Genomic DNA, 15,203 nt, shown 5'->3' with positions numbered 1-15,203 from the left:
CGTTCGCCACGCGTCATCACGCGCGATCGAGCGCACGCCGCACACCGTCCCAATCGAGCCCGAACCGCGCGAGATACTTGCGCAGCCGGTCGGCATCGTTCGGCTGCTTCTTGCTCTGGCGCGACACCGCGAACAGCGTGCGCCCGGCTTCCGACAGGCTCGCCGACGTCCGACACACGTCGAGCACGCGTTCGAGCTGCGCCCGGTCGAACAGGTCGAGTTCCGCCGCACGCGCGCCGAACACCGCATCGACGCATGCATCGGCCGCCCCCGCGCCGCCCGGCGACGACCACGTGCGCGTCAGCCGTTCGACTTCCTGCTCGGCAAGCGCCTCGGTAATCCGCCCGGCATCGGCCAGCGTCGCCATCCGCGTGACCGAGGCCGACAATTCGCGGAAATTGCCGGCCCACGCCGCTCGCGGCGATGTCGCGAACGCGAGATAGCGCCGCTTCGCCTCCACGTTGAACCGCACCTGCTCGCCCTGCTCGCGGCCGAAACGGTCGAGCTCGAATTCGAGGTTCGGCTCGATGTCCTCGCGGCGCTCGGCGAGCCCCGGCAGTTCGTAGGTCCACAGGTTGATCCGCGCATAGAGATCCTCGCGGAACGTCCCGGCCGCCACCATCTGCCGCAGGTCGCGATGGGTGCCCGCGATCAGCTCGAAATCGCTGGTCGCCTCGACGTCCGCGCCCACCGGCAGGAAGCGCTTCTCCTCGATCGCCTTCAGCAGCATCGCCTGCTCGTCGAGCCCGAGTTCGCCGATCTCGTCGAGAAACAGCAGGCCGCCGTTCGCAGCGCGCAGCAGCCCCGCCCGCGCCGACTGCGCGCCGGTGAACGCGCCCTTCACGTGACCGAACAGCGTCGACATCGCCGCGTCGCCGCGCAGCGTCGCGCAGTTGATCTCGATGAACGGCCCCGCGAGCCGATGCCGGCCGCGCTTCAGCTCGTACACGCGCTTCGCGAGAAACGACTTGCCGGCCCCCGTCGGCCCGACCAGCAGCATCGGCGCGCGCGAACGCACGGCCACGCGCTCGAGTTGCTCGATCAGCGCATTGAAGCGCGCGTTGCGCGTCGCGATGCCGGCCTTCAGGAACGACACCGTTTCGTCGCGCTCGCGCGTGAAGCGCTGCGCGATCCGGTTGTAGCGGGACAGGTCGAGATCGATCACCGAGATCGTGCCCGGCCCGCTCGGCCCTTCGTCGGTCCGCTGCGGCGGCCCCGTCTGCACGAGGCGCGCGGGCAGGTAGCGCGCTTCCGCCAGCAGGAACCAGCAGATCTGCGCGACGTGCGTGCCGGTCGTGATGTGGATCAGGTAATCCTCGTGTTCGAGGTCGAACGGATATGCGCGTGCGTAGTCGTGCAGCGTCGCGTAGACCTCCTCGAAATCCCACGGATCGCGGATCGTGACCGGCGTGAGCCGCACGTCGGTGTGCGGCGACACGCGCGCGAGATCGTCCCGCACCTGGTTGGCGAGACGCGTGTAGTCCGGCGAATGCAGCAGTTCCAACCGATCGATCGGCAACTCCGGCTGCTCGCACAACGAAATCGTCGGCCGCCATTTGCGGTAACGGCGCGGCGCGCGGCCGCCCTGGTCGAGCACCGTGCCGAGAAACCCGATGGCGACAGTCTTTCGCATATTTATCTCACAGGATAAGAAGCGATCCGATTGTATCGGATTTTCGTGATGACCCGATGGGCAAGGCATCGATCCCCAGCCACGCGCTATAAATAAATTCCTTTTATTTTCAATTATTTAAGAAATTTCCAAAGCCCGGGCACGCCCGCTGGCACGCTCCTCGCTCAATAAAGAACGCCGGATGTCCCGCTGGCCCACGAGCCAGGGTTCAACAAGCCCTGCTGGTGCGCCGCCGCCGAACCTCGTTCGTCGCGGCAGCGCATGCCGCCATGGACAGACGAAGGCAAACGGGCGCGCGTCAGGACGCTTCGTCCGGGTTCGAATCCCGGAGCGCCCATTGTTCGGAAGCTCAGCCAGGTGGAGCAGCCGGCGAAAGCCGGCCGGTGGCGGGTTCGAATCCCGCTCGAACGCTGTCCGCAAGGACGGTCTCGTATGAAAAGCAGTACCCGCCGGTGCGGGCCGCGAGGCCCGCCGCGCGTCGGACCGGTTGCGGTTCCGCGCGATCGGCCGGGTGGCCGCACGGCCAGCGCACGAAGGCGCACGACGACGCAATGCCACACGCGTCGCCCTGTGCTTCGCCGCAGGCCAGCGCGCCGCCCGCCCGATTGCGTCGCACCGCGATCCGCACGATGCGCGTCACCCGGCGGCCATTGAAGAAAAGGACAAGAATATGTGGATGCGACATGTAGTGAAAAAGAACGAGCGCGCGCTACTGATGAATGAGGGCGATTTCGTGAAGGTGCTGGAACCGGGCGTGTTCAAGGCCTTCGATCCGTTCAAGCGTTTGTCGGTGCAGACCGCGCATCTCGACGCGCCGCTCGCCGACGAAGCGTTGGCCGACTATCTGCGTCACGACGCACAGGACGTGCTCGCGCAGTATTTCGTCGCGATGGATCTCGCCGACGATGAAGCGGGCCTGCGCTACGAAGACGACGTGCTCGTCGAGATCCTCGCGCCGGGCACGCGCCGGCTGTACTGGCGCGGCCTGACCGCGCATCGGCTGGAACGTGTCGATCTCGCGCGGCACAGCATGCTGCCCGACGCGCTCGTGAAGCGCATCGCGCAACCGTCGCTGCGTGCGCGCGGCGTGGCGGGCCTGACGGGCGTGCTGCTGGCGCAGGTGCCGGCGCACCACGTCGGTGTACTGAAGATCGACGGCAAGATCGAGCGGTTGCTGGACGCGGGCACGTCGGCGTTCTGGCGCTTCAACCGCGACGTCGCGGTCGAGCTGGTCGACCTGCGCGTGCAGGCGATCGAAGTCGGCGGGCAGGAAATCCTCACGCGCGACAAGGTCGCGCTGCGGCTGAACCTGTCGGCGACGTGGCGCTATGCGGACGTGCTGCATGCGTTCGGCCAGTTGCAGAAGCCGGTCGAACACCTGTATCGCGAGTTGCAGTTCGCGCTGCGCTCGGCGGTCGGCACGCGCTCGCTCGACGAGCTGCTGGAGGACAAGCAGTCGCTCGACGACGTCGTGATCGCGCAAGTACGCGCCCGTCTCGACGGTTCGGGCCTGGACGTGCGCAGCGTCGGCGTGAAGGATATCGTGCTGCCGGGCGACATGAAGACGATCCTCGCGCAGGTGGTCGCGGCCGAGAAGTCCGCGCAGGCGAACGTGATTCGCCGCCGCGAGGAAACGGCGGCCACGCGTTCGCTGCTGAACACCGCGAAGGTGATGGAAGAAAACCCGACCGCGCTGCGGCTCAAGGAGCTGGAAACGCTCGAGCGCGTCGCGGAACGGATCGACCGCATCTCGGTGTTCGGCGGCCTCGATCAGGTGCTGAACGGACTCGTCAGCATCAAGGGCACGTAATGCAGGATCCGGCGCGATGCACGTGTATCGCGCCGGATACCGAAATGAATCAGGTGAAGCAAATGACAGACACGGATTACCAGGTAATGGAACTGGCGAACGGCAAGCCGGTGAAGATGTGGACGCAAGGCGTCGCCGTCGAGGAGGAAGCGCGCGCGCAACTGCGCAACACGGCACAGATGCCGTTCATCTTCGGCCACGTCGCGGTGATGCCGGACGTGCACCTCGGCAAGGGCTCGACGATCGGCAGCGTGATTCCGACGAAGGGCGCGATCATCCCGGCCGCGGTCGGCGTCGACATCGGCTGCGGGATGATGGCCGCGCGCACGACGCTGACGGCGTCCGACCTGCCGGATTCGCTTGGTGGGCTACGCGGCGCGATCGAACGTGCGGTGCCGCACGGCCGCGCACCGGGCCGCCGCGATCCGGGCGCATGGGGCGATCGCGCGCCGGCCGCCGTGACCGAAGCATGGAAGTCGCTGCAACCGGGCTTCCAGCGGATCGTCGACAAGTATCCGAAGCTGGAAAAGACGAACCACTACGCGCATCTCGGCACGCTCGGCACCGGCAACCACTTCATCGAAGTGTGCATCGACGAAGCGGACCGCGTGTGGTTCATGCTGCACAGCGGCTCGCGCGGCGTCGGCAATGCGATCGGCAGCCTGTTCATCGAACTCGCGCAGGCCGACATGCGGCAGCACATCGCGAACCTGCCGGACCGCAATCTCGCGTATTTCACCGAGGGCAGCCGGCACTTCGACGATTACGTCGAAGCCGTCGGCTGGGCGCAGGACTACGCGCGGCGCAACCGGCAGGCGATGATGGACGCGGTGATCGGCGCGGCGCGCGGCGTGATCGCGAAGCCGTTTTCGGTCGACGAGCACGCGGTGAACTGCCACCACAACTACGTGCAGCGCGAACGCCACTTCGGCGAAGAGGTGCTCGTCACGCGCAAGGGTGCGGTGTCCGCGCAGAAGGGGCAGCTCGGGATCATTCCGGGGTCGATGGGCGCGAAGAGCTTCATCGTGCGCGGGCTCGGCAATCCGGAAAGCTTCTGCTCGTGCAGCCACGGCGCGGGCCGGACGATGAGCCGCACCAAAGCGAAGCGCCGCTTCACGGCCGACGATCAGGCGAAGGCGACGCAGGGCGTCGAATGCCGGAAGGACGCGGGCGTCGTCGATGAAATTCCGATGGCGTACAAGGACATCGACGCGGTGATGGCGGCCCAGCGCAGCCTCGTCGAAGTCGTGCATACGCTGCGCCAGGTGGTGTGCGTGAAAGGATAGCGCGGTGCGCGGCCGATGGCCGGCGGCCGCGCGCAACAAAAGGGAAACAACGATGAAAACGGAACAATTGACGCCCGTGCGCAGCGCGCACCCGGTCGATCCGGCCGTGCGGGCGCGCGTGATGGCAGAACTCGCGGAAGTCGAGCGCCGCCACGACGTGACTGTGCTGTTCGCATGCGAATCGGGCAGCCGCGGCTGGGGCTTCGCGTCGCCGGACAGCGACTACGACGTGCGCTTCGTGTATGCACACCGGCGCGACTGGTACCTGAGCGTCGAACCGCAGCGCGACGTGATCGAGCGGCCACTTGACGACGAACTCGACGTCAGCGGCTGGGAACTGCGCAAGGCGCTCCAACTGCTGCGCCGCTCGAACCCGACGCTGCTCGAATGGCTCGACTCGCCCGTCGTGTATCGCGAAGACGCGCACTGGGCGCCGCGGCTCAGGTCGCTGGCGTCGGCGTTCTTCTCGCCGGTGCGCGGGCGTCATCACTACCTCGCGATGGCGAAGAAGAACTTTCGCGGCTACCTGCAAGGCGACACGGTGCGTTACAAGAAGTACCTGTACGTGCTGCGGCCGCTGCTCGCGGTACGCTGGATCGACTCCGGGCTCGGGATGCCGCCGATGCGCTTCGTGGATCTCGTCGACGGCACCGTGCACGAGCCGGCGGTACGCGCGGAACTCGACGCGTTGCTCGCGCTGAAGATGAGCGCGAACGAGAGCGAATACGGGCCGCGCCGGCCGGCGATCCACGCGCTCGTCGAGACGATGCTCGCCGATGCCGAACACGATCGCGAATACAAGCGGCCGTGGGGCGACGTGGCGATGCTCGACGCGTTCCTGCGCGACGTGGTCGATGATCGATGAAAGGCGAACGGCGCGACGCCTGCGGGCATCGCGCCGTATTTGCATCCGCACCTGCTCGTCCCATGCACGCGAGCAACGGTCGTGCCCGCACACTACGCGTCGTCTTCACGATCGCAACGCATTGCGGCGGTATACTCGATGCCGTTCGGTGACGCGCGCCGCCGCATGCGCCGCAGCCTTCGACCTGCCCGCCTGCTGACGATGCGCTTGCAGCCCGACGTCTTCCGCGCGCCCATCCACAGTCGATACGAACCGTCATGTCGCACCGCCTTTCGCTCGCCATCGCCGCCCTCCTCGCCGTTTCCCCGATCGTTGCCCAGGCTCGCCCGCTCGCGCGGCCGCCGGTCGAGCGCGAATTCAAGAGCTGGTCGGTCGTCTGCGACAACGGCAATCGCTGTATCGCGGAAAGCCATGCCGACGATATCGACGATGCACGCACCGGCCTGATCCTGCGCGTGACGCGCGATGCCGGGCCGGACGCGCAGCCCTCGCTCGATCTCTATGCATCGGCGCCGATCGACTTGCGCACCGCACGCGTCGATGGCCGGCCGTTCGATGCGATGCCGGCGCAATGGCATGCGTTCGGCGACAAGTCCGGCGACCAGGCGCACCCGTTCCGGATCCGGACCAACGATCCGGCAACGGTGGCTGCGTGGCTCGCCGCGGCGCGCAATGCGCAACTGCTGAGCTTCGGCGATCCGGCATCGGCGCCCGCCGCTCGCACGCCGTTGTCGGGACTGAATGCCGCGCTGCTGCTGATCGACGACACGCAGGGCCGCGTCGGCACGGTCACGGCGTTGCTGCGCCCGGGCCTCAAGCCTGCGTCGTCGGTACCGGCCGCGCCCGCGTTGCCGCCCGCGGTCACGCCCGCGCCGCCGCCCGTGTCGAATCTGTCGGCCGCCGAACAGCGTCCGCTCGTCGACGCGGTACTCGCGAAATTCGGCGCCGACGTGAAGCAATGCGCGGCCGATGTCGAAGACGAAATGTCGGCGAGCGATCGCAGGAAAGCGTCGAGAGCCGTCGCGATTTCGTCCGACGAGGCGCTCGTCGCGATCCCGTGCCAGACAAGTAGCCTGTATAACCACACCGACCTGTGGTATCGCGTGCGACGCACTGCCCCCTACGCGCCGGCCGCGATGAACTTCGGCGAGAACGCGAGCGCGGGTCTCGATGCTGCGTCGTTCGCGAACGAACTGACCGACGCCGGCTACGATCCCGCGAGCGCGACGCTGTCGAGCACGGTCCGGCTGCGCAGCGCGGGCGATTGCGGCTCGACCGCGTCGTGGGTCTTCGACGGTCGGCGCTTCGTACTCGACGGCCTTGCGACGCACAGCACCTGCAACGGCCTGTTCCGGGACCAGTGGCCGCGCCTGTATCGCCGGGCCGATGCGGCCGGCGGCTCGCACTGACGCGTCACGTCACGCGGCGCCGACGATCAAGAATCCGTCCCGGCCCTTCCGTTCCACCGTCTGCACGGCTGTCGTCATGGGCGTCGGTTCGGCCACGCACCGTCAACGATCGCCGGCCGAACTCGCAGAGGCCGGCGTGAAGGAGGAACGGTGCGGCTGTCGATCGGCATCGAGCATATCGACGACCTGCTCGCCGATCTCGACCAGGCGCTCGCGCAGCTTTGAGCGGAACGGGCGCGCCGGCTTATCGGTGCGCCCGCATCGAACCGCTTGACCCTGGAGCGGCTTCAAGGTGTTCAATCCCCGGTTGATGCCGGGGCGACGCCCGGCGCGTACGATCGTGCAACGCCCCCCCTGCGTTGCGACACGCCAACCGCCAAGAGGCCCCATGACACCAACCGCGAAGCTTGCGCTGCTCACGTTACCGCCCGTGCTGGCGGCCTGTTTTGGCGCCCTCGCGGCCGCGTGGCGCGCGCCCGGCCCGAAAACGTCGAGCGCGATCCAGCATTTCACCGGCGGCATCGTGTTCGCGGCCGCCGCGCTCGAATTGCTGCCGCAGGACCGTGCGCATGCGCTGTTTCCGGTTGTCGTCGGCTTCGTGGTCGGCATCGCGCTGATGCTTGCGATCCGCGCGCTCTCCGGTGCGATCGAGACACGTTTCGAGGAAGCGCGCTTGCCGGTGAGCCTGATCATCGTCACCGCGATCGACCTCGTCGTCGACGGCCTCGTGCTCGGCATCGCGTTTTCCGCGAGCGACGAAAGCGGGATCATCCTGACCGTCGCGCTGACGCTCGAGGTGCTGTTCCTCGCGCTGTCGGTCAGCGCGGCCTTGGCCGCGGCCGGCATCGGCCGCATGCTGTCGATCGTCGTACCGGTCGTGCTCGCGGCGCTGCTGAGCGTCGCGGCCGTTGCCGGCAATGCGGCGTTCGCCGGACTGCCCGCGAATATCTATGCTGCCCTTCTGGGGCTGGGTACCGTCGCGCTGCTGTACCTCGTCACCGAAGAACTGCTGGTCGAAGCGCACGAGGTGCCCGAAACGCCGTTCGCGACGGCTTCGTTCTTCATCGGGTTCATCGTGTTCTTCCTGATCGAAGGATCGGTGAAAGCCGGGTAAGCCGCGCGCGATGGCGCGACGGTTACCACGTCGTCGCGCCGGTCGGATAGGTATTGACGATACGTGTGCCGTTGACCGGCGTGACGCCCTCGTTGCGCAGCGCGGACCACAGGTCGAGCGCATGTTCGCGCGACTTGCGGCTGCCGTCGTCGGTCAGCACGTTCACCGCGATCACTTCGTCGCGCGTCGTCAGTTGCAGTTGTTCCTTGAGCTTGCGCGACTGATGCGACGCGCTACGGACGTCGCCGAGCACGATCCGTTTCTCCGCGACGGTCGGCGCGTCGCCGGCATCGGCCGGCACGAACGTCAGCCGGCCGCTGGCGACTTCGCATTGCCCGCGCGCGAACGTCGCGGTCCACGCGCCAGCCGGCACGGCGGCCAACTCGCAGCGCATCCGCTCGTTCACGCGGCTGCCAACGTCGTGCGCCGATGCGTGCGACAGCGCACGTTCCGGCCAGCCTGCGGCCATTGCCGCCGTCGACATCAGACACGCCGCCAGCACGATCCCTTTTGCGATAGTACGCATCGTATGCTCCTCTTCGTATGGAGTGCGGTGGCCGGCACAGCGCCGGCTGACAAAAATGTCATGTTGCGATCAGGTTCGCGATGCGCCGCGTCGCTACCATCGAACGCGTCACGGGCCAGCCCGTTCCCACCCACGCAGCGGGTCGCTGCCGCACGGCACGATCACGCATTAGGCCCGGGCTCGTCGAGTGCCGGGCCGTTTTTTTACGCGCGTCCGACACTCAACGCACCGAATTGCGCTGCGGGTACACGCACGGATGCGTTTTCACATACAGGTTCGGATTGCCGCAGCGATGCCCGGCATAGTCGACCTGCTCGCCGGGCATCGGGCCCGACGGCACGGGTTTGCGGCCGACTGCGGCGGCAGTGGTCGCAGTGTCGGAACGTGTCGGCGCACAGCCCGCGAACAACGGGACGATCAAGGCTGCGGTCAAGGCGAGGCGAATGACGGGACGATGCAATTTTCGGTCCGGAATGAAGAGCTGAACGGCGCCGCCCGCGATCGATGCCGCTATCGCGACCGGCATGCACGCCGCCGGCACGCTCGGCCAACGGCAGACTTCATGTTCCGCTTCCCGCTCATCGCACCCATGACGCGAACATGACGGTTGCGTCATGTCGGGTGTGTCCACACGGGGCCCGCTCGCGCCCCGCAATCTGACGCATTTTTCATCTCGCGATCACGATCACGCATGGCTGCTTTCGCATACTGGGTCCATGGTTCGCCACCCCGGCGGCCCTGATCTAGGAGAGCATTCAATGAAAAGCGCAAACCTCGCAGCATGGTTCGTCGTCGCCACGCTGTCGCTCGGCATGGCCACGCAGGCCGCATTCGCCCAGACGCAAACGCAGGGCAAGTCACGCACGCAAGTGGTCAACGAGCTGAAGCAGGCGCAGCACGACGGCATCGTGCCGATCAGCAAGACGCAGTACCCGCCGACCGGCGAGCTCATCGCGCGCAACAAGGAGCTGCACGAGATCTCGGTGCATGGCGGCGAGAAGAAGCCGCAGACCGACAACCACGACAGCCTGGCCGCGAAGCAATGATGCGCGGCCGCACGGGCGCCGGCAGCGCGCAGCGCGCGGCAGCCTCACCGCGAACGCGCGGGCGTGGCCGCCCGCGCCGTCAGGTGCGAGTGGCGGCCGGCCGTTCCGGTTCGGCCGGCCTTCGCGGAAAGCGCAGCCAGAAGGTCGTGCGGCGGCCCGGCTCGCTGTCGACGCCGCATTCGCCGCCGTGATTGTCCATGATCGACCGGACGATCGCGAGGCCGAGCCCCGTGCCCGACGCCGAATTGTGCCGCGACGGATCGACGCGATAGAAGCGCTCGAAAATCCGCCCGACATGTTCCGCGGCAATGCCGGGCCCCGTATCGGACACGGCGATCGTCGTCGCGCCGCCCTGCTCGACGCAATCGATCGTCACGACGCTGCCGCGCGGCGCGTACGTCAGCGCATTCGACAGCAGATTGCTCAACGCACGCTGGTACAGCGTCAGATCCGCATCGACCCACGCGTGGCCGTCGACCTTCACGGTCACGCCTTCATCTTCCGCCAGCGGCTCGTAATAGCCGGCCACCCGCTCCGCCTCCTCCGCCGCATTCAGCCGCCGCACACTGATCGACGTGCCGGGCTGTTCCGAACGCGCGAGAAACAGCATGTCCTCGATCATCCGCGACAATCGCTGGTATTCGTCGATGCTCGACTCGATCACGTTCCGGTATTCGTCCGCACCGCGCGGTTGCGACAGCACGACCTGCGCGGCCGCCTGCAGGTTCGTGAGCGGCGTGCGCATGTCGTGCGCGAGATTCGACGAGAACTGGCTCAGCCGCGTGAACGATTCGTTCAGCCGTTCGAGCATCCCGTTGAACGCATGCTCGAGCTCCTTCAGCTCGCCGGACGTATCGAGTTCCGGCAGCGGATGCGCGAGCCGGCTCGTCGACATTTGCTCGGCACGCGCCGCGAACCGCCGCAGCGGGCTCAGCCCGAGCGCCGCGATGCCGTACGCGATCGCGGCCGCGAGCACCACGCCGAACACCTCGATCACGACGATCGTATAAGCATGCGTGCGCAACAGCAGCACGTCGGCGCTGCGATCGTACTGCACGGCGACGCGCACCACGGGCGCACCCTCGCCGGCGAGCGGCACGGCCGTCAGCAGGTACTGGTGCCGTGCGCCCGGCGGCGCGACGCCGACCGGCACGCGCCCGGTGTTCATCGACAGCAGCGGCGCGTACGGGCGAAAGCCGGGCGTGCCGACGACGCGCGCGCCGCCGGCATCGAAGATCGCGAGGTCCATGTTCGGGTGACCGTGCAACTGGTCGATCCAGATGTCGGTGTCGCGCGCGACGTCGGCCGTCGTGCGCGCCTCGGCCAGGTGCGCCCCCAATGCGGCCGAAATGCCGGCCATCTGCTCGGCTGCCGTCGTTTCGACGCGGTTGCTCAGCGCTTCGTACAGTGCGACGCCGCTCGACGCGAGGATGACCGACGTCGACAGGATGATCAGCGCGGTCAGCCGGCCGCGCAGCGTCCGCGGCAGCAGGCGCGCGATCATGCGGCCGCGCCGCCGCGCGCTTCGAGCACGTAGCCCATCCCGCGCACCGTGTGGATCAACTTCGGTTCGTACGCGTCGTCGATCTTCGAGCGCAGCCGGCGGATCGCCGAATCGACGACGTTCGTGTCGCTGTTGAAGTTCATGTCCCACACTTGCGACGCGATCGTCGCGCGCGGCAGGATCTCGCCTTCGCGGCGCATCAGCAGCCACAGCAGCGCGAACTCCTTCGCGGTCAGCAGGATCGTGTCGCCCTGCCGCGTGGCCTTGCGGCGCGTCAGGTCGAGTTCGAGATCGGCCACGCGCAGCGTGTTCGAATCGCGCGGCTGGCCGCGCCGCAGGATCGACTTGATGCGCGCGGTCAGCTCGACGAAGTCGAACGGCTTCGCGAGATAGTCGTCCGCGCCGAGCTCGAGCCCCTTCACGCGATCGCCGACGTCGTCGCGCGCGGTGAGGAACAGTACGGGCGTCGACTTGCTGCGCCGCAGGTTCTGCAGCAATGTCCACCCGTCCTGCCCGGGCAGCATCACGTCGAGCACGAGCAGGTCGTACTCCTCCGTTTCGGCCTGATGCTGGCCCGTGATGCCGTCCTCGACCCAGTCGACGACGTAGCCGGCCTCGGTCAACCCCTTGCGCAGATACGCGCCCGTCTTCGGTTCATCCTCGACAATCAGAATTCGCATCACGCATTACCCTTGAAGAAACGCAGCCGGCGCATCATGCCCGCGCCGAACCCGCCGCGCAACGCCGCGCGCCACGACACCGCGTGGCTGACACGGTACAGCACCGGCAGCACCAGCAGCGTCAGCGCGGTGGACGACAGGATACCGCCGATCACGACCGTCGCGAGCGGGCGCTGCACCTCGGCGCCGGTACCGGTCGCGAACGCCATCGGCAGGAAGCCGAGCGACGCGACCAGCGCGGTCATCAGCACGGGCCGCAGCCGCGTGAGCGCGCCGTCGCGCACCGCGGCGTCGAGCGGCATCCCTTCGTCGCGCAGGTTGCGGATGAACGAGATCATCACGAGACCATTGAGCACGGCCACGCCGGACAGCGCGATGAAGCCGACCGCCGCCGTGATCGACAGCGGAATCCCGCGCAGCCACAGCGACACGACGCCGCCGCTCAGCGCGAACGGAATGCCGGTGAATACGAGCAAGCCGTCCTTCACGTTGTTGAACATCACGAACAGCAGCACGAACACCATGAACAGCGCGAGCGGCACGACGAGCTTCAGGCGCTCGCTCGCGCTTTGCAACTGCTCGAACTGCCCGCCCCACGACACCCAGTAGCCGGCCGGCACGCGCACGTCCTGCTGCAACTGCTCGCGCGCATCGGCGACGAACGAGCCGACGTCGCGCCCGCGCACGTTCGCGCTGACGACCACCCGCCGCTTGCCGTCCTCGCGGCTGATCTGGTTCGGGCCGGGCGCCACGTCGATCGTCGCGAGCTCCGCGAGCGGCACGTACGGCGCCGCCGCGAGCGGCGCGCTGGCGCCGGCCGTCGGCGCGGGCAGCGCGATCGGCAGCCGCTTGATCGCCTCGATGTCGGTGCGCAGTTCGTCGGGCAGCCGCACGACGATGTCGAAGCGGCGATCGCCCTGGAACAGCGTGCCGGCCTTCTGCCCGCCGACGGCCGCGGCCACCGAATCCTGCAGGTCGGCGACGCTCACGCCGTAGCGCGCGAGCTTGTCGCGGTCGAGGTTGACGGTCAGCACCGGCAGGCCCGTGGTCTGCTCGACCTTCACCTCCGATGCACCCGGCACCTTCTGCAACGCGGCCGCGATCTGTTCGCCGGTCTGGTTCAGCACGACCATGTCGTCGCCGAAGATCTTCACGGCGACGTCGCTGCGCACGCCCGAGATCAGTTCGTTGAAGCGCAGCTGGATCGGCTGCGAGAACTCGTAGGCGTTACCCGGCAGCTCGGCGAGCGCTTCCTCGATCTCGCTCACGAGCTGCTCGCGCGGCTTCTTCGGGTCGGGCCACGTGTCGGCCGGCTTCAGCATGATGTAGCCGTCCGACAGGTTCGGCGGCATCGGGTCGGCCGCGATCTCGGCCGTGCCGGTGCGCGCGAACACGCGCTCGATCTCGGGGAAGCGCGCCTTCAGCGTCTTTTCGATCGACTTCTGCATCTCGACCGACTGCGACAGGCTCGTGCCGGGAATTCGCAATGCGGCGACGGCCAGGTCGCCTTCGTTGAGACTCGGGATGAACTCGCTGCCGAGCCGCGTGGCGAGTCCGAGCGTGGCGAGCACGATCGCGCCCGCCCCGATCATCACGCGTGCCGGGCGCGTCATGAACGCAGCGAGCATCGGTTCGTACGCACGCCGCGCCCAGCGCATCAGCCGGTTCTCCTTCTCCTCGACCCGCTCGCCGATGAATAGCGCGACGGCTGCCGGAATGAACGTGACGGTGAGCACCATCGCGGCAGCGAGCGCCATCACGACCGTGATCGCCATCGGGTGGAACATCTTGCCCTCGACGCCGGTCAGCGCAAAGATCGGCAGGTACACGACCATGATGATCAGTTGCCCGAAGATCAGCGCGCGGCGCGCCTCCTGCGATGCGCCGAACACTTCGGCGAAACGCTCGTCGCGCGTGAGCGGCCGCCCGGCCGCCGCCTGCGCATGCGCGAGCCGCCGCACGCAGTTCTCGACGATCACCACCGCGCCGTCGACGATGATCCCGAAGTCGAGCGCGCCGAGGCTCATCAGGTTCGCGCTCACCTTCGCGTTGACCATCCCCGTGAAGGTCATCAGCATCGACAGCGGAATCACGAGCGCGGTGATCAGCGCCGCGCGGATGTTGCCGAGGAACAGGAACAGCACGGCGATCACGAGCACCGCGCCCTCGAGCAGGTTCTTCTTCACGGTCGCGACGGCCTTCTCGACGAGCACCGTGCGGTCGTACACCGGAATCGCCTTCACGCCGGCCGGCAGCGTGCGGTTCACGTCCTCCATCTTCGCGGCGACGGCCTTCGACACCGTCCGGCTGTTCTCGCCCATCAACATGAACACCGTGCCGAGCACGACTTCCTCGCCGTTCGACGTCGCGGCGCCGGTGCGCAGTTCGCGGCCGACGTCGACGACGCCGACGTCCTTCATCCGCACCGGCACGCCGCCGACGTTGGTCAGCACGACGTTCGCGATGTCGTCGACGGTGCGCGCCTGGCCCGGCACGCGCACGAGATACTGCTCGCCGCGCTTTTCGATGTAGCCGGCGCCGACGTTGTCGTTGTTGCGCTCGAGCGCCCGCACGACGTCGGCGAGCGTCAGTCCGTACGACATCAGCTTCGCCGGATTCGGCGCGACGCGATACTCCTTCACGTAGCCGCCGATCGAGTTGACCTCGGTCACGCCGCGCACGTTGCGCAGTTGCGGCCGCACGACCCAGTCCTGCAGCTCGCGCAGGTCGGCCGCCGTGTAGCGCGTGCCGTCGGGCTTGCGCGCATTGGCGTCGGCTTCGACGGTCCACAGGTAGATCTCGCCGAGGCCCGTCGACGTCGGGCCCATCGCGGGCGCGACGCCGGCCGGCAGCTTGTCCTTCGCTTCCTGGATGCGCTCGTTGACGAGCTGCCGCGCGAAGTAGATGTCGGTGCCGTCCTTGAAGATCACGGTGACCTGCGACAGCCCGTAGCGCGAGATCGAACGCGTCTGTTCGAGCCCGGGCAGCCCGGCCATCGCGGTCTCGACCGGATAGGTGATGCGCTGCTCGGCCTCGAGCGGCGAGTAGCCGGGCGCGGACGTGTTGATCTGCACCTGCACGTTCGTGATGTCGGGCACCGCGTCGATCGGCAGCCCCTGGTAGCTGAACACGCCTAGCGCGGCCACGGCCGCGATCGCCAGCATCACGAGCCAGCGGTGCGCGATCGCAAAGCGGATCAGGCGCTCAAACATGTCGGGATTCCTTGAAACGGGGTACGGTCGCACGCGCCGGACGCGCTGCGCGGCCGGTCAGGCGGCGGATCGGAAAGCGCGCCGCATAACGGGCCGCCAGTCGCGCCACGGCGCACGC

Annotated in this window: 12 protein-coding genes, 1 tRNA gene and 1 pseudogene; 8 read left to right on the top strand and 6 right to left on the bottom strand. The window is 67.8% G+C overall.

The features are described from left to right. Positions 1-16: 16 nt before the first annotated feature. Positions 17-1,633 carry an RNA repair transcriptional activator RtcR gene (gene rtcR / locus LGM42_RS13855; protein ID WP_226232470.1) on the bottom strand — a complete coding sequence of 539 codons (1,617 nt, stop codon included), beginning with the start codon at positions 1,631-1,633 and terminating at the stop codon, positions 17-19. Positions 1,634-1,971: 338 nt separating this feature from the next. On the opposite strand from rtcR, the gene LGM42_RS13850 reads away from it, so the two are divergent. From LGM42_RS13850 to LGM42_RS13820, 7 genes and pseudogenes are all read left to right on the top strand, one after another. Next, positions 1,972-2,044, top strand: a tRNA-Phe gene (locus LGM42_RS13850). A gap of 259 nt (positions 2,045-2,303) precedes the next feature. Next, positions 2,304-3,443 (top strand): slipin family protein, encoded by a 1,140-nt coding sequence (locus LGM42_RS13845; RefSeq protein ID WP_226232469.1) that lies wholly within the window; start codon positions 2,304-2,306, stop codon positions 3,441-3,443. Between the two features lie 62 nt (positions 3,444-3,505). Beyond that, a complete protein-coding gene (locus tag LGM42_RS13840; protein WP_226232468.1) occupies positions 3,506-4,729 on the top strand; it encodes an RtcB family protein in 1,224 nt (407 codons plus the stop codon). Between the two features lie 52 nt (positions 4,730-4,781). Continuing rightward, positions 4,782-5,594 (top strand): nucleotidyltransferase domain-containing protein, encoded by an 813-nt coding sequence (locus LGM42_RS13835; RefSeq protein WP_226232467.1) that lies wholly within the window; start codon positions 4,782-4,784, stop codon positions 5,592-5,594. Positions 5,595-5,851: 257 nt separating this feature from the next. Beyond that, entirely contained in the window at positions 5,852-7,003 is a 1,152-nt protein-coding gene (locus LGM42_RS13830; protein WP_226232466.1) for a DUF1176 domain-containing protein, read from the top strand. Between the two features lie 88 nt (positions 7,004-7,091). Continuing rightward, positions 7,092-7,228 (top strand): annotated as a pseudogene (locus LGM42_RS13825) (PLP-dependent transferase); the annotation flags it as partial. Positions 7,229-7,391: 163 nt separating this feature from the next. Next, the gene (locus LGM42_RS13820) at positions 7,392-8,117 is read left to right on the top strand and encodes a hypothetical protein (protein ID WP_226232465.1); all 726 of its coding nucleotides are present in this window, start codon (positions 7,392-7,394) and stop codon (positions 8,115-8,117) included. Positions 8,118-8,139: 22 nt separating this feature from the next. Here LGM42_RS13820 and LGM42_RS13815 read toward each other — a convergent pair whose 3' ends face one another. Next, the gene (locus LGM42_RS13815; RefSeq protein ID WP_226232464.1) at positions 8,140-8,643 is read right to left on the bottom strand and encodes a hypothetical protein; all 504 of its coding nucleotides are present in this window, start codon (positions 8,641-8,643) and stop codon (positions 8,140-8,142) included. A 220-nt stretch (positions 8,644-8,863) separates the two neighbouring features. Beyond that, positions 8,864-9,259, bottom strand: coding sequence for a hypothetical protein (locus LGM42_RS13810; RefSeq protein WP_226232463.1), 396 nt, complete (start codon positions 9,257-9,259; stop codon positions 8,864-8,866). A gap of 142 nt (positions 9,260-9,401) precedes the next feature. On the opposite strand from LGM42_RS13810, the gene LGM42_RS13805 reads away from it, so the two are divergent. Then, a complete protein-coding gene (locus LGM42_RS13805; protein ID WP_060311576.1) occupies positions 9,402-9,689 on the top strand; it encodes a DUF4148 domain-containing protein in 288 nt (95 codons plus the stop codon). A 79-nt stretch (positions 9,690-9,768) separates the two neighbouring features. On the opposite strand, the gene LGM42_RS13800 is transcribed toward LGM42_RS13805, so the two are convergent. From LGM42_RS13800 to LGM42_RS13790, 3 genes are read right to left on the bottom strand one after another with little or no spacing between them, the layout of a single operon-like run. Next, a complete protein-coding gene (locus tag LGM42_RS13800; protein WP_226232462.1) occupies positions 9,769-11,193 on the bottom strand; it encodes a heavy metal sensor histidine kinase in 1,425 nt (474 codons plus the stop codon). Next, positions 11,190-11,873 carry a heavy metal response regulator transcription factor IrlR gene (irlR, locus tag LGM42_RS13795; RefSeq protein ID WP_006490455.1) on the bottom strand — a complete coding sequence of 228 codons (684 nt, stop codon included), beginning with the start codon at positions 11,871-11,873 and terminating at the stop codon, positions 11,190-11,192. Before irlR ends, LGM42_RS13800 begins: the two co-directional genes overlap by 4 nt. After that, positions 11,873-15,085 carry an efflux RND transporter permease subunit gene (locus LGM42_RS13790; RefSeq protein ID WP_226232461.1) on the bottom strand — a complete coding sequence of 1,071 codons (3,213 nt, stop codon included), beginning with the start codon at positions 15,083-15,085 and terminating at the stop codon, positions 11,873-11,875. The genes irlR and LGM42_RS13790 overlap by 1 nt, the downstream gene beginning before the upstream one ends. Positions 15,086-15,203: the final 118 nt, after the last annotated feature.

It is taken from the genome of Burkholderia sp. AU39826 (assembly GCF_020419965.1).
In the GTDB taxonomy this organism is placed as follows: domain Bacteria; phylum Pseudomonadota; class Gammaproteobacteria; order Burkholderiales; family Burkholderiaceae; genus Burkholderia; species Burkholderia semiarida.
This window is presented reverse-complemented; position numbering and strand designations above follow the sequence as displayed.

What these genes read in the sequence shown, in the direction of transcription:
- LGM42_RS13845 (WP_226232469.1), top strand. Translation starts at nt 2,304, where the DNA reads ATGTGGATGCGACATGTAGTGAAAAAGAACGAGCGCGCGCTACTGATG.
- LGM42_RS13810 (WP_226232463.1), bottom strand. Translation starts at nt 9,259, where the DNA reads ATGACGCAACCGTCATGTTCGCGTCATGGGTGCGATGAGCGGGAAGCG.
- LGM42_RS13840 (WP_226232468.1), top strand. Translation starts at nt 3,506, where the DNA reads ATGACAGACACGGATTACCAGGTAATGGAACTGGCGAACGGCAAGCCG.
- LGM42_RS13815 (WP_226232464.1), bottom strand. Translation starts at nt 8,643, where the DNA reads ATGCGTACTATCGCAAAAGGGATCGTGCTGGCGGCGTGTCTGATGTCG.
- LGM42_RS13800 (WP_226232462.1), bottom strand. Translation starts at nt 11,193, where the DNA reads ATGATCGCGCGCCTGCTGCCGCGGACGCTGCGCGGCCGGCTGACCGCG.
- LGM42_RS13805 (WP_060311576.1), top strand. Translation starts at nt 9,402, where the DNA reads ATGAAAAGCGCAAACCTCGCAGCATGGTTCGTCGTCGCCACGCTGTCG.
- LGM42_RS13820 (WP_226232465.1), top strand. Translation starts at nt 7,392, where the DNA reads ATGACACCAACCGCGAAGCTTGCGCTGCTCACGTTACCGCCCGTGCTG.
- LGM42_RS13835 (WP_226232467.1), top strand. Translation starts at nt 4,782, where the DNA reads ATGAAAACGGAACAATTGACGCCCGTGCGCAGCGCGCACCCGGTCGAT.
- rtcR (WP_226232470.1), bottom strand. Translation starts at nt 1,633, where the DNA reads ATGCGAAAGACTGTCGCCATCGGGTTTCTCGGCACGGTGCTCGACCAG.
- LGM42_RS13790 (WP_226232461.1), bottom strand. Translation starts at nt 15,085, where the DNA reads ATGTTTGAGCGCCTGATCCGCTTTGCGATCGCGCACCGCTGGCTCGTG.
- LGM42_RS13830 (WP_226232466.1), top strand. Translation starts at nt 5,852, where the DNA reads ATGTCGCACCGCCTTTCGCTCGCCATCGCCGCCCTCCTCGCCGTTTCC.
- irlR (WP_006490455.1), bottom strand. Translation starts at nt 11,873, where the DNA reads ATGCGAATTCTGATTGTCGAGGATGAACCGAAGACGGGCGCGTATCTG.